Here is a 12144-nt window from a genome sequence, read left to right as displayed (position 1 = left end):
CGCGGCGCGGGCACGCAAGCGCCCGCGCCGCAGCAACCACCGTCGCGTCAGGCGACGGTGGTGGCAGCGCCTTCGCGCAGGCGCTGCGCAAGGTGGCGGTTGAACGCCATCATCGCGCCGGCGTCCACATTGACGCCACCCGGGCCGAGGATCTCGTACAGCTCGGTGAGCAGGTCGGTGTTCTCGGCCAGGCTCAGCGGGCTGCCGGCCAGATCCAATTCCGACTGCAGCATCTGCATCGCCGTGTTCAGGCGCTGCGGATCCAATCCCTGCATGTGGGCCGACAAGGGCAGATGAGTGACCACGCCGGATCTGGCGTTGGCGTGCTGGGTGCGTACGACCTGGCTGCTGTGCTGGTCTTCCTGCGTGGTCAGCGTCGGGTCGATCTGCATGCCGCCTTCGCCGGCCACCAGCCATACCAGCGAGATGCCCAGCGTGCGTGCCAAGGTCACGCAACGCGCGCGCGAAGGGTCGGTGTTGCCGTCGCGCCAGCTGCGTACCACGCCTTCGGAGAAGCCGCACATGCGGGCGATCTCGGTGGCGCTGCCAACCCGCTGGATCAGCAACCGGATGCGGTCGGCAAAGGTGCCGCCTGTAACTTGGGGAAGGGACTTGCTCATGGGAGTGGCCGTGTCGGTTGGGTGGGAGACTGCACCGGGGCGCAAGATTTCGGGATCGCCGGGTGGGGAGGCCGGATCGTCCACGCAGTATTTTGCGCCGCCGCCCGTGCCATGCCAACCCACCGCCCCGGGATCCGCACCCGGCAGGCACCGGCAATCCGGACTGCGACCACACCGGCGCGGAGGAGTTTCATGACGCAGCACTCTTTCTTCGAAAGCATTGCTGCTGCTACCGTCGAGCGGCCGTCGCCGTCCGCCGCGGCATCGGGGAATCCACCACGGGACAGCGCATGAGCCAATTCGGACTGCTTGGCAAGCGGCGTTTCGCGCCGTTCTTCTGGACCCAGGCGCTGGGCGCCTTCAACGACAATGCGTTCCGCAACGCGCTGGTGATGCTGGTGGCCTTCCAGATGGGGCTGGACGACCGCACCGTGGGGCTCTACACCAACCTGGCGCCGGCACTGTTCATCCTCCCGTTCTTCCTGTTCTCCGCCACCGCCGGACAACTGGCGGAGAAGTACGAGAAGAGCCGCATCATCCGCTACGTGAAGCTGTTCGAGATCGTGGCGATGACGCTGGCCGCGTACGGCTTCTACACCCATCACACCCCGCTGCTGCTGGTGGTGCTGTTCATGATGGGCATGCACTCGACCATGTTCGGGCCGATCAAGTACGCGATCCTGCCGCAGGCGCTGAAGAACGAGGAATTGGTCGGCGGCAACGGTCTGGTGGAGATGGGCACGCAGATGGCGATGCTGGTGGGCATGATTGCCGGCAATTCGCTGATGCTGGTGGCCGACGTGGGCCCCATGCTGGCCTCCGGCGCGACCATCGCGGTGGCGGTGGCCGGCTACCTGGCCAGCCGGCGCATTCCGCCCGCGCCGGCGACCGCACCCGACCTGAAGTTCAACTGGAACCCGTTCAGCGAAACGGCCCGCGTGCTCGGCATCACCGGTGCCGATCGCGCGGTGTTCAACGCGGTGCTGGGCATCTCGTGGTTCTGGTTCTTCGGCACCGTGCTGATCGCGCAGCTGCCGATCTACACGCGCGAGACGCTGGGCGGCGACGGTTCGGTCAACACGCTGGTGCTCACGCTGTTCTCCATCGGCACCGGCGTCGGCGCACTGCTGTGCGAGAAGCTGTCCGGCAAGCGGGTGGAGATCGGCCTGGTGCCGCTGGGCGCGTTCGGCCTCACCGCGTTCGGCGTCGACCTGTACCTGGCGCGCCATGGTCTGGCGGCCACGCGTGGGCTGGACTGGCTGGCGTTCCTGCACGGTGCCGGCAGCTGGCGCGTCGTGCTCGACCTCACCGCGATCGGCGTGTTCGCCGGCTTCTACGTAGTGCCGCTGTTCGCCTTCGTGCAGTCGCGCACGCCGCGCGAGCGGCTGTCGCGGGTGATCGCCGGCAACAACATCATCAATGCCTTGCTGATCGTGCTGGCCGCCGCGTTCGGGCTGGCGCTGGGCCGGCTGGGCATGGACGCGGCCACCATCTTCCTGCTGGCCGCCCTGCTCAACGTGCTGGTGGCGGTGTACATCTTCACCCTGGTGCCCGAGTTCCTGATGCGCTTCATCACCTGGGTGCTGGTGAACACGCTGTACCGCGTGCGCGTGGACGGCATGCAGCACCTGCCCGAGGAAGGTCCGGCGTTGCTGGTGTGCAACCACGTCAGCTTCATGGACGCGCTGCTGCTGATGGCCAACCTGCGGCGGCCGGCGCGCTTCGTGATGTATTACCGGATCTTCAATGTGCCGCTGCTGCGTTTCGTGTTCCGCACCGCCAAGGCGATCCCGATCGCCGGACACAAGGAGAGCCCGGCCGTGCTGCAGCAGGCGTACGACGCCATCGACGCGGCACTGGCCGAGGGCGAACTGGTGTGCATCTTCCCCGAGGGCGGGCTGACCGCCGACGGCGAGATCGCGCCGTTCCGTCCGGGCCTGGAGAAAATCCTGGCGCGGCGCCCGGTGCCGGTGGTGCCGCTGGCGCTGCGCGGGCTGTGGGGCAGCGTGTGGAGCCGGCGCGATACGCGGCTGGGTCGCATGCGCCTGCCGCGACGTTTCCGGGCGCGCGTGGAACTCGTCGTGGATGCGTCGGTGCCGCCGCAGGCAGCCAGCGCCGCATCGCTGGAGGCCAGGGTTCGCGAGTTGCGCGGGGAGCTTGCCTGAGCGCCCGCCTCAGTGCAGCCAGCTGCCGATCACCAGCAGGGCCACCACGCTGAGCCAGGCCAGCAGCGCGCGCAGCAAGGCACTGCGCAGGCGCCGCAGTTCGTCCAGCGGGTCGCTGTGTTCCTCGGCGTAGCCGTCGCCGGCCTCGATGTCGATGCGCACGTCGGCTTGCGCGGCAGCGCCGAGGAAGCCCGGGCCGCGTTGGTACCAGCTGGTCGGCGTAGCCTGGATGTGCCAGCGCCGCCAGGCCTCGATCACCGCATCCCAGTGGCCGACCACGGCCAGGGTGAAGGTCAGTATCTGGGCCGGCAACCAGTCCAGCGCGTTGGCCAGATAGTTGGCGGCATGCTGGCTGTCACCGTCGAGCGCCAGCGAGTCGTCGCGCCCGAGCGTCTGCGCCAGCCGATACAGCAGCGCGCCGACCGGGCCGAGCAGGAAGAACCACAGCAGCACCGCAAAGCGCCGGCGCAAGGCGGCGTAGACGATTGCCTCGCCCAGTGCGGGCGCGTGCCAGCGCACCGGGCGGCCGTCGTCGGACAGCCGCTGCGCCGCCGCCTCGCGGCTGACGTTGTCGGGCGCGGCGAGGATCGCCTCCAGGTCGCGCTCGAACTCGCGCGGACCGAAGCAGTAGATCAACACCACCACGGCGAACACCAGCGGCAGCAACTCGCCCAGCACGGTGTGGCCGAACAGCCACGTCAGCAGCGCGCACAGCAGCAGCGGGGGCGCCAGCGCCAGCACCACGCGGCCCGCCCCACTGGTATCGGACAGCTGCGCCACCCAGCGCCGGAACACGCTGTCACGGCGCCAGCTCGCCAGTTGCGGCGCAACATGCAACAGGCCCAGCGCGATCAGGGCAACGAGCAGACGGATGGCCATGGTGACGCACTCCCGGACGATGGCCGCATTGTAACGAGCGCGCCCGCGGCCCGCTGACGGGCGCGCTCAGCCGGGGCCGCAGTGGTAGCGCTCGGCGGTGCGCTCGACATCGGTGGAACTGATGTGCCGGGCCAGTTGTTCGGCGACCGTCATGCCGCGCCAGACCTCCACGTCCACGCAATGCGGGTCGGCCACGCCGAGCAGTGCCTGCAGCGTGCGAACCGCACCGCCAATGCCCTGCATGCGTGGATCGACCATGTGGAAACCCTGCACGATCGGCGTCGCCGCGCCGGGCAGGAGGACCGGGCGTGGCATGGGCATGCCGCCGCGCAGGAGATTGCCGCCGGCGACGTAGCCGGGCGTGTCGGCGATGCTGGTGATCGCGCTGCGCTCCTGCGCCGGTGGCGTCGCCGGCAGCGGGGTGGGCTGCGGAGAAGCGATCAGGCTTCGGGGCTGCGTGTGGCGTCGTGTCGAAGGACGCGGCGATGGCAGCCTGGGCGATGCAGGTGCGGCCACCACCGTCAGCAGCCGGAGGGTGAGCCGCGTCGATGGCGGATGGCGCGAGAGCGTGGCTGGCTGCCAGGCGCGCGGGCTGCCGTGGAAACACGCCAGCCATGCCACCAGATGCACGCCGATCACCGCCACGTGGATGGCGATGCGCCGGCTCGACGGGCGCATCGCTGCCGGCAAGCGGTGAGTCGGGTGCATGCAGGAGGTCCATCCTTGGCCGGGTAACCGGACAACGACCCGCGTGCCGCGACGGAGTTCCGCCGGGACGAATCAGGCGATGGGTGCGACCGCGGTCAGCGCGTCCAGCTCCAGTCCGGCCCGTTCGTGCAGCCAGTGCGCCAGCAGCCGATAGGACACCGACAGGCGCGTGGACGGCAGGAAGCTGCCGTCGGCGATGCCGTCGACGATCTGCTCCGGCGTGAACCAACGCGCGTCCTCCAGTTCCAGGTCGCGCATGCGGATCTCGCGCGACACCGCGGTGGCGATGAAGCCGACCATCAGCGACGCCGGCATCGGCCACGGCTGCGAGGAGTGGTAGCGCACCTCGTCCACGATCACCCCCGATTCCTCGGCCACCTCGCGGCGCACCGCGTCTTCGAGTGCCTCGCCCGGCTCGACGAAGCCGGCCAGCGTGGAGTAGCGGTGCGGTGGCCAGCCGGGCTGCCGCCCGAGCAGGCAGGCACCGTCGTGCTCGACCAGCATGATCACCGCCGCATCCGTGCGCGGGAAATGCAGCCGCGCGCAATCGGGATTGCGGCATTGTGCCCGATGCCCGGCGGCCACCAGCTGCAACGGCCCGCCGCAGTACGCGCAGAACCGTGTCTCGCGTTGCCAGTGCGACAGCCCCTTGGCGTAGGCGAACAAGCCGGCCTCGTCCGCGGCCAGCAACAGGCCGGCGCCGCGCAGACTCATCCGGCGCGCATCCAGCGCGGTCTCCAGCGCCTGCGCCTCATCGTGATCGTCCACCACCAGCAGGAAGTGCGGCCGCTCGTGCGCGATGCCGAGCAAGGTGGCGCGCGTGTCGGCCAGCCATTGCGCGCGTTCGGCGGCGTCGAGCCAGCGCAGCGCATCGCCGTCGCGGCGGAGATAGGCCTCGCCGGTGGCGTCCAGCAGCAGGTAGCGTGCGGTTTTCGCGTGTGCCCGCGCGGCCACCCAGGTCGCCTCGTCGCGATGCTCGGCCATGCGGTCGAGCACCAGGCTCAGGCCGGCGAAGGTGTTGGGGCGCGGCAGCCTGGCCTGGTCCATGGCGAGGGCGTCAGGCGGTGAAGGAGGAGCCGCAGCCGCAAGTGGTTTTCGCATTCGGGTTGCTGATCACGAACTGCGCGCCGCTGAGGTTTTCCGCGTAGTCGATCTGCGCCCCGGTGAGGTATTGCAGCGACAGCGGATCGCACAACAGGGTGGCGCCTTCGCGCTCGACTGCCAGGTCGTCCTCGGCCTGGGCCTCGTCGAAGGTGAAACCGTACTGGAAGCCGGAGCAGCCGCCGCCGGAAATGTACACGCGCAGCTTCAGTTCCGGATTGCCTTCCTCGGCAATCAGCTCATGCACCTTGTGCGCGGCAGCCGCGGTGAATTCGAGCGGTGCGCCGCCGGTGCGGTAATCGGGAATCGAGACGATGGTTGCCATGGCTATCTGAATGGGGATCGGAGCGGACAGACACAAGCATAGCGCGTCAGGCCGGCAACGCTTCCTCGTCGACGTCGGTGGTCCCTGCTTCCGGCGCGGCCAGCGCGCGCTGCGCCGGTTCGGCCTGGCGCGAGATGCGCCCGTTGACCTGGGCGCCGGCGGCCATTTCCAGCGTGTGGTAGCGCAGGTCGCCGTCGATGCGGGCCAGCGGCGCCAGCTCCAGCCGCACGCTGACGTGAACGTCGCCGGTGATGTGGCCGTTGATCACCGCCTGCGGCACGTGCACCTCGCCCTGCACCTCGCCATGCTCGCTGAGGGTGAACATGGCGTCGTCGCCCTCGGCCAGCACGCTGCCCTCGATGCGCCCGTCCAGGTGTAGCGCGCCGCTGAAGCGCAGGTCGCCGCGGATCACCGTGCCGCGGGCGATCAGGCTGGTTTCGGAACTGCCGCGGTTGCGGTCGCTGCGTCTACGGTTGAGCATCTCGGTCTCCCTCGGCGGTAGTGATGTTGCCGGACAAGGCGGCGCTCCATGCCACGGTGCGGCTGATGGTCTCGCCGCTGGCCGGATCAACGCGGATGCGCAGCCGCGTCGGCCGGAAATCCGCGGGCAGCACGATCGTGCCCTGCAACTGCTGGAAATAGGTGAAGCGGAACGGCAGGCCGTCCTTCTGCGCGCCGTCGCCCAGCGCCGGCCAGTCGAGCGTCACGACCTTGTCCTTGCGCATGCCCTCCACGCTGACCGTGGCATGGCCGCTGACCTCGTCGCCGCGCTTGGCGTTCTGGGTGAGGCTGAGGATCAGCGTCCAGCCACGCGAACCGGCGATCGGCTGCAGCTTCACCTCCTGCAGCTTGAGTCCCTGGCGCTGGCCGTTGCCGGCAACCAGGCGCGAATAGAACCCGAGGTCCGAGCGCAGCGCGCTCAACTCCTTCTCGCGTTGCGCCAGGGTGCCGCGCAGGGCGCTGGTCGCCACCTCGTTGACCTGGCCGGCGCGCTGCAGGTTCGCCACCTGCTGCTTGAGATCGTCGACCTCGGCCAGCAGCGCACGCTGCTGCTTGTGGTCGACCACCGCCGGCGTGCTGCGCGCGCCCAGCAGATGCACCGCTGCACCCACCGCCAGCAGGCTGGCCAGCCACGCCAGACCCCACCACAGGCGGCGCCAGCGGCGGCCGACGTCGTCGTGCCTGCGCACCACGAGACGCGGAGGTGGTCGTGAACCCATGGGAGGACGTTCCCGGAAAACCCGAGGTATAGCCCGGGCGTGACGAAAGCGTCAAGGAACGGGCGCACGCCCGCGCGGATGCACTGTGGCGGCGTGCGCGCTGCGCAACCGGCTTCAGCTCTGCATCTTGCTCTGCAGATAGCGTTCCGCGCCGATGTCCTTGATCAGGTTGAACTGGGTTTCCAGCCAGTCGATGTGTTCTTCCTCGTCATGCAGGATGTGCTTGAACAGATCGCGGCTGATGTAGTCGGCGATGCCTTCGCTGTAAGCAATCGCTTCGCGCAGGTCGACGGTGGCGGCCAGCTCCAGATCCAGATCGCCCTGCAGCGCCTCCACCGGGTGCTCGCCGATGCGCAGCTTGCCCAGCCGCTGCAGGTTGGGCAGGCCGTCGAGGAACAGGATGCGCTCGATCAGTCGGTCGGCGTGCTTCATCTCGTCGATCGATTCCTTGTACTCGTGCTCGGCCAGCTCGGTGTAGCCCCAGTTCCTGTACATGCGGGCATGCAGGAAATACTGGTTGATCGCGGTCAGCTCGTTGTAGAGCACCTTGTTGAGGTACTCGATGACCTTGGCATCACCCTTCATGGCTTTTCTCCATCACGACAGACCCGCGGACTATACAAACTCCGCGGCAGTCGGGACGGAACGGGAATGCCCATGGTTTGCCCGCACGGCGATGCGTGGCGGGCGCGTCGGCTCAGGCGGCGACGAGGGGAAGCTTGCAGAGCACCTGCCGGCGGGCCTGCTCGAAGGTGGCGCGGGCTTCGTCGCCGCAGCAGCCGCAGCAGTCCGAACAGCCGGTGCGCGCCTGCAGTTCGGCAAAGGTCTGCACGCCATCGGCCGCCTCGCGGCGGATGTCGTGGTCGGTGACGGCATTGCACATGCAAACGTACATGGCGCGTATGAGAACGCGAATGCGAACGATTGTCAACAACAGGGTTGCGAGTTGCCACCCGCCTGGCCTAGTTGCGTGGGAGCGCGCCCGCTCTGCGCGACCGGGGTGCGGCCTGGTCAGGCCGCCGCGCGACCCGTGCGCGGACCGCCGGCGGGGGTGTCCGCGTCGGCCCGCGGCGGCGTGGTTCCAATCTCCACGCCGAACAGCTCTTCCACCAACGGTGCGAAGTGGCGCAGCGCCCGGGCGTACACGTCGCGCTTGAAGTTCACCACATGCGCGGCCGGGTACCAGAAATCCACCCAGCGCCAGATGTCGAACTCCGGCTTCTCGTTGGCATCGAGCTTCAACGCTTCCTCGCCACCGACCAGCTTGAGCAGGAACCACACTTGCTTCTGGCCGATGCAGGTCGGCCGCTGGTGCCGGCGCACATAGCGCTCCGGCAGGCGATAACGCAGCCAGCCGTGGGTGGCGGTGATCACTTCCACGTGGTGCGCCGCCAGGCCGGTTTCCTCCTCCAGCTCGCGGTACATCGCCTCCAGCGGGGTCTCGTCGGTGCGCATGCCGCCCTGCGGGAACTGCCAGCCGTCACGATTGACCCGGCGCGCCCAGAACAGCTGGCCGTCTGCGTTGAGCAGCACGATCCCCACGTTCGGACGGTAGCCATCTACATCAATCATGCGTCGCCTCCCGGGGCCAAGGCCCCGCGAACCGGCGGCAGAATGGCCGCGCGATCCTGACCCGATTCAACCACAGCCCGCAAAGCAGCGGCAAGCCGCCGACTTGAACGAACGCGCTCCGCCCACTACACTTCCGCGCCCCGCCGGCGATCGCCCCGCGGCGGCCTCTCCGTGGCTATGTAGCTCAGCTGGTTAGAGCACAGCACTCATAATGCTGGGGTCGGTGGTTCGAGTCCACCCATAGCCACCAAACGTGTCGCGCGTGTCCGTTCCCGCCGACGTGTCCATCCGCGCGGACGTCGCCATGCACATCTTCAAGGTGTTTCAGCTCGAAGCAGCCCACCGCCTGCCGCACGTGCCGGAAGGCCACAAATGCGCGCGGCTGCATGGTCATTCGTTCCGTGTCGAGATCCATGTTTCCGGCGAGCCGGACCCCCGGCTCGGCTGGGTGATGGATTTTGCCGAGCTGAAGACGGCCTTCCAGCCGTTGTACGACCAGCTCGACCACCACTACCTCAATGACATCGAGGGGCTGGAGAACCCGACCAGCGAGATGCTGGCTCGCTGGATCTGGCAGCGGCTGGAGCCGCGGCTGGCGGGGCTGGACAAGGTCGTGGTGCACGAGACCTGCACGTCGGGGGCGAGCTGCAGCCGGGTCGATTTCTGACGCGTTGCGTTATGCGAATGACTTTCGCAAGTAAGCGTTTACGCTGAACATTTGTCGACTGGTCTGGCGATTTCCTGAAATTCATGTTGCAACGCAACAGAAGCTTTGCTAGAGTGGCTGCCACTACCCCATCCTCCACGAGGAACGAGCCATGACCCAGCAATTCAACAACCAGCTTTTTGCGTTCACCAAGCAGTTCACCGACAGCGCGTTCAAGGCGCATTCGCTGGCCCTGAAGGGCCTGGAGAAAGTTGCCGAGCTGCAGCTCAAGGCGCTCGAGGAGCAGACCAAGGTCTCCGCCGAGTTCGTCACCGAGGTGATGGAGGCCCGTGACATCGACGGCCTGCGCGGCCTGTGGGAGAAGGGCAGCAGCCTGAGCCGCGAGAACGCCGAGCGCGCCGTGGCGGTGTCGCAGGAAGTGCTGGCGATCACCCAGAAGACCGCCGAGTCGCTGAACGCATTGGTGCAGGAGCAGCGCCAGGCGGCGAACGACGCGGTAGCCGCGCCGGTCGCCGGCAAGAAGGCCGCCGCCAAGTAATCACGGCGGTCAACGGTTGCAACACCCCCGAGAAGGCCGGACAAGGATGTCCGGCCTTCTTTTGTGCGCAGGATCCTGCGGTTGCGGCGGATCGTCGCAGGTGCCACGCGGGTACGCGTCCGTGCGTGCAGCGCGGGGGTTCGCCGGGTTTGCGGCTTGTCCGGGCAATCGGCGCACTGATATACTTTTACGGATTCGGATCGTGGCGGGTGACTGGATCGGTGCCGCCTGACAAGGGCCGCGCGGAGACGTCACTTGCTCAACAACCTGGCCTCGGGTCGGCGCATCGCCTTGCGCATCGTGCTGCTGCAGTTCGCAGTGGCTCTGCTGGTGGGCGGCACCTTCCTTGTGCTGGGGCGTCGTGAAGCGGCATCGGCCGCGGCAGGCGCGGTGGTGGTGGCACTGGGCACCGCGGTGATGTCGGCGCGGATGTTCAGCGGCATTGGCGGCGCGGGTCTGGCGCTGGGTCGGCTGCTGGCGGGCATGCTCCTGAAATGGGTCGTGATCGTCGGAGGGCTGGTCGTGATCCTGTTCCAATTCAAGTTGCCGCCACTGGCCGCCATCACGGGGTTGGTGGCTGCCTACGCGGTCTATCTGCTGGCGTTCAGATTCAAGGGTTGAAGCATGGCAAGCGAGTCGGGCGGGCTTACTGAATACATCCAGCACCACCTGCAGCATCTTGTTCCGCATGCGAGCAAGGAAGGCTTCTGGGCGGTGCATCTCGACTCGGTCACCGTGTCGCTGGCGCTCGGCGTGCTGTTCTGCCTGTGGTTCTGGCTGAAGGCGCGCAAGGCCACCGCCGGCGTGCCGGGCAAGGGTCAGGCGTTCGTCGAAATCATCCTGGAGTTCGTCGACGGCCAGGTCAAGGACGTGTTCCACGGCGACCGCCGCGTGCTGGGCCCGCTGGCGCTGACCGTGTTCGTCTGGGTGTTCCTGATGAACGCGATGGATCTGCTGCCGGTGGACCTGCTGCCGTGGATCACCGAGAAATTCGGCGTCGGCCACTTCCGCGCCGTACCGACCGCCGACATCAACATGACCTTCGCGATGTCGCTGACGGTGTTCGTGCTGATCATCTTCTACAGCTTCAAGGCCAAGGGCGCCGGCGGCTACATGCGCGAGCTGTTCACCGCGCCGTTCGGCTCCAGTCCGTTGCTGTGGCTGCCCAACTTCCTGCTCAACGTGGTCGAGCTGCTGTCCAAGCCGGTAAGCCTGGCGATGCGACTGTTCGGCAACATGTACGCCGGCGAGCTGGTGTTCATGCTGATCGCCGGCCTGTTCAGCGCCGGCGCCGGGCTGGCGGGCTGGGCGCTGTACGGCGCCGGCATCATCGGCTACACGGTGTGGGGCATCTTCCACATCCTGATCATCTCGATCCAGGCCTTCATCTTCATGGTGCTGACGATCGTGTACATCTCGATGGCGCACGATCACCACTGATTGGCTGTTGTCGAATCCTTCGTTTCATCCGTTTTTGCCATCCCCAGTTTGCTTTTCTCAGGAGACCGTCGTGGAACTCATCACTCAAATTGCTCAAGTGCAGTCCTTCACCGCCATCGCGCTGGGCCTGATCATCGGCCTCGGTGCACTCGGTGCCTGTATCGGCATCGGCGTCATGGGCTCGAAGTTCCTCGAGGCGGCTGCGCGTCAACCGGAACTGGTGCCGCTGCTGCAGGGCCGCATGTTCCTGCTCGCCGGCCTGATCGACGCGGCGTTCCTGATCGGCGTGGCGCTGGCGATGTACTTCGCCGTGGCCAACCCGCTGCTGTCCAAGCTCGCCGGCGCCTGAGTCACGTGGCGGCGCACGGCGCCGCCGTTTCGACCCGGGCGTCCTGACGCCCGGGTTCGGTTCAACCCGTATTTGCAGGTAACGCAGCGATGGATTTCAACGCGACCTTGATTGGCGAAATGATTTCGTTCGCCATCCTGATCTGGTTCTGTGTGCACTTCATCTGGCCGTATCTCAACAAGGCCATCGAAGAGCGCCAGCTCAAGATTGCCGAAGGCCTGAATGCGGCCGAGCGCGCGCACGCCGATCTGAAGGATGCCGACGCCAAGGTCCAGGCCGAGATCAAGCAGGCCCGCCTGCAAGCCTCGGAGATCATCGACAAGGCCCAGCAGCAGGCCAACCAGATCATCGAAAAGGCCCGTGGCGAAGCCGTCAGCGAGATCAATCGCCTGAAGGCTTCGGCGCAGGACGACATCGCCTCGATGGCCCAGCGCGCGCGCGACCAGTTGCGCGAGCAGGTCGGTGCGCTGGCCGTCGCCGGCGCCAGCAAGATCGTGCAGCGCGAGGTCGATGCCTCGACGCACAAGGCCCTGCTCGACCAGCTCGCGGCCGAGATCTGA

Annotated in this window: 17 protein-coding genes and 1 tRNA gene; 8 read left to right on the top strand and 10 right to left on the bottom strand. The window is 67.4% G+C overall.

From position 1 onward, the window contains the following. Positions 1 to 47 precede the first annotated feature (47 nt). Complete coding sequence (locus B1991_RS03170) at positions 48 to 620, bottom strand: helix-turn-helix domain-containing protein (protein ID WP_136257258.1); 573 nt, start codon at positions 618 to 620, stop codon at positions 48 to 50. 290 nt (positions 621 to 910) lie between these two features. Between B1991_RS03170 and B1991_RS03165 the strand changes: the two genes are divergently transcribed. Next, the gene (locus B1991_RS03165) at positions 911 to 2785 is read left to right on the top strand and encodes an MFS transporter (RefSeq protein ID WP_136257257.1); all 1875 of its coding nucleotides are present in this window, start codon (positions 911 to 913) and stop codon (positions 2783 to 2785) included. Positions 2786 to 2794: 9 nt separating this feature from the next. Here B1991_RS03165 and ampE read toward each other — a convergent pair whose 3' ends face one another. The 9 genes from ampE to B1991_RS03120 all read right to left on the bottom strand — a co-directional run bounded on the left by ampE (position 2795) and on the right by B1991_RS03120 (position 8590). After that, entirely contained in the window at positions 2795 to 3664 is an 870-nt protein-coding gene (ampE, locus tag B1991_RS03160; protein ID WP_136257256.1) for a regulatory signaling modulator protein AmpE, read from the bottom strand. 66 nt (positions 3665 to 3730) lie between these two features. Next, a complete protein-coding gene (locus tag B1991_RS03155; RefSeq protein ID WP_136257255.1) occupies positions 3731 to 4372 on the bottom strand; it encodes a hypothetical protein in 642 nt (213 codons plus the stop codon). A 72-nt stretch (positions 4373 to 4444) separates the two neighbouring features. Continuing rightward, entirely contained in the window at positions 4445 to 5419 is a 975-nt protein-coding gene (gene nudC, locus B1991_RS03150; RefSeq protein ID WP_136257254.1) for an NAD(+) diphosphatase, read from the bottom strand. Positions 5420 to 5429: 10 nt separating this feature from the next. Further along, positions 5430 to 5798, bottom strand: coding sequence for an iron-sulfur cluster insertion protein ErpA (gene erpA / locus B1991_RS03145; protein WP_136257253.1), 369 nt, complete (start codon positions 5796 to 5798; stop codon positions 5430 to 5432). 46 nt (positions 5799 to 5844) lie between these two features. Continuing rightward, a complete protein-coding gene (locus B1991_RS03140; RefSeq protein WP_136257252.1) occupies positions 5845 to 6279 on the bottom strand; it encodes a bactofilin family protein in 435 nt (144 codons plus the stop codon). Then, positions 6266 to 7018 carry a DUF6776 family protein gene (locus B1991_RS03135; protein WP_136257251.1) on the bottom strand — a complete coding sequence of 251 codons (753 nt, stop codon included), beginning with the start codon at positions 7016 to 7018 and terminating at the stop codon, positions 6266 to 6268. The genes B1991_RS03140 and B1991_RS03135 overlap by 14 nt, the downstream gene beginning before the upstream one ends. 114 nt (positions 7019 to 7132) lie before the next feature. Beyond that, positions 7133 to 7603 (bottom strand): bacterioferritin, encoded by a 471-nt coding sequence (bfr, locus tag B1991_RS03130; protein ID WP_136257250.1) that lies wholly within the window; start codon positions 7601 to 7603, stop codon positions 7133 to 7135. A 112-nt stretch (positions 7604 to 7715) separates the two neighbouring features. Further along, the gene (locus B1991_RS03125; protein ID WP_425466645.1) at positions 7716 to 7901 is read right to left on the bottom strand and encodes a (2Fe-2S)-binding protein; all 186 of its coding nucleotides are present in this window, start codon (positions 7899 to 7901) and stop codon (positions 7716 to 7718) included. Positions 7902 to 8029: 128 nt separating this feature from the next. Next, positions 8030 to 8590: an RNA pyrophosphohydrolase gene (locus B1991_RS03120; RefSeq protein WP_136257249.1), complete on the bottom strand. Its 561-nt coding sequence runs from the start codon at positions 8588 to 8590 to the stop codon at positions 8030 to 8032. A gap of 173 nt (positions 8591 to 8763) precedes the next feature. Between B1991_RS03120 and B1991_RS03115 the strand changes: the two genes are divergently transcribed. From B1991_RS03115 to B1991_RS03085, 7 genes are all read left to right on the top strand, one after another. Beyond that, positions 8764 to 8840 (top strand) — tRNA-Met (locus B1991_RS03115). A gap of 54 nt (positions 8841 to 8894) precedes the next feature. Continuing rightward, positions 8895 to 9257, top strand: a complete 363-nt coding sequence (queD, locus tag B1991_RS03110; RefSeq protein WP_136257284.1) for a 6-carboxytetrahydropterin synthase QueD — start codon at positions 8895 to 8897, stop codon at positions 9255 to 9257. Between the two features lie 151 nt (positions 9258 to 9408). After that, positions 9409 to 9795 (top strand): phasin family protein, encoded by a 387-nt coding sequence (locus B1991_RS03105; protein ID WP_136257248.1) that lies wholly within the window; start codon positions 9409 to 9411, stop codon positions 9793 to 9795. A gap of 255 nt (positions 9796 to 10050) precedes the next feature. Then, positions 10051 to 10416 (top strand): hypothetical protein, encoded by a 366-nt coding sequence (locus B1991_RS03100; RefSeq protein ID WP_136257247.1) that lies wholly within the window; start codon positions 10051 to 10053, stop codon positions 10414 to 10416. A 3-nt stretch (positions 10417 to 10419) separates the two neighbouring features. Beyond that, positions 10420 to 11235 carry a F0F1 ATP synthase subunit A gene (atpB, locus tag B1991_RS03095; RefSeq protein ID WP_136257246.1) on the top strand — a complete coding sequence of 272 codons (816 nt, stop codon included), beginning with the start codon at positions 10420 to 10422 and terminating at the stop codon, positions 11233 to 11235. 70 nt (positions 11236 to 11305) lie between these two features. After that, a complete protein-coding gene (atpE, locus tag B1991_RS03090) occupies positions 11306 to 11584 on the top strand; it encodes a F0F1 ATP synthase subunit C (protein ID WP_136257245.1) in 279 nt (92 codons plus the stop codon). An 89-nt stretch (positions 11585 to 11673) separates the two neighbouring features. After that, positions 11674 to 12144 carry a F0F1 ATP synthase subunit B gene (locus B1991_RS03085; protein WP_136257244.1) on the top strand — a complete coding sequence of 157 codons (471 nt, stop codon included), beginning with the start codon at positions 11674 to 11676 and terminating at the stop codon, positions 12142 to 12144.

The sequence above is a fragment of the Rhodanobacter lindaniclasticus genome (assembly GCF_004799035.1).
Classification (GTDB): Bacteria; Pseudomonadota; Gammaproteobacteria; order Xanthomonadales; family Rhodanobacteraceae; genus Rhodanobacter; species Rhodanobacter lindaniclasticus.
Note: the sequence above shows the minus strand (reverse complement) of the source record. Positions and strands in the feature narration are given on the sequence as shown.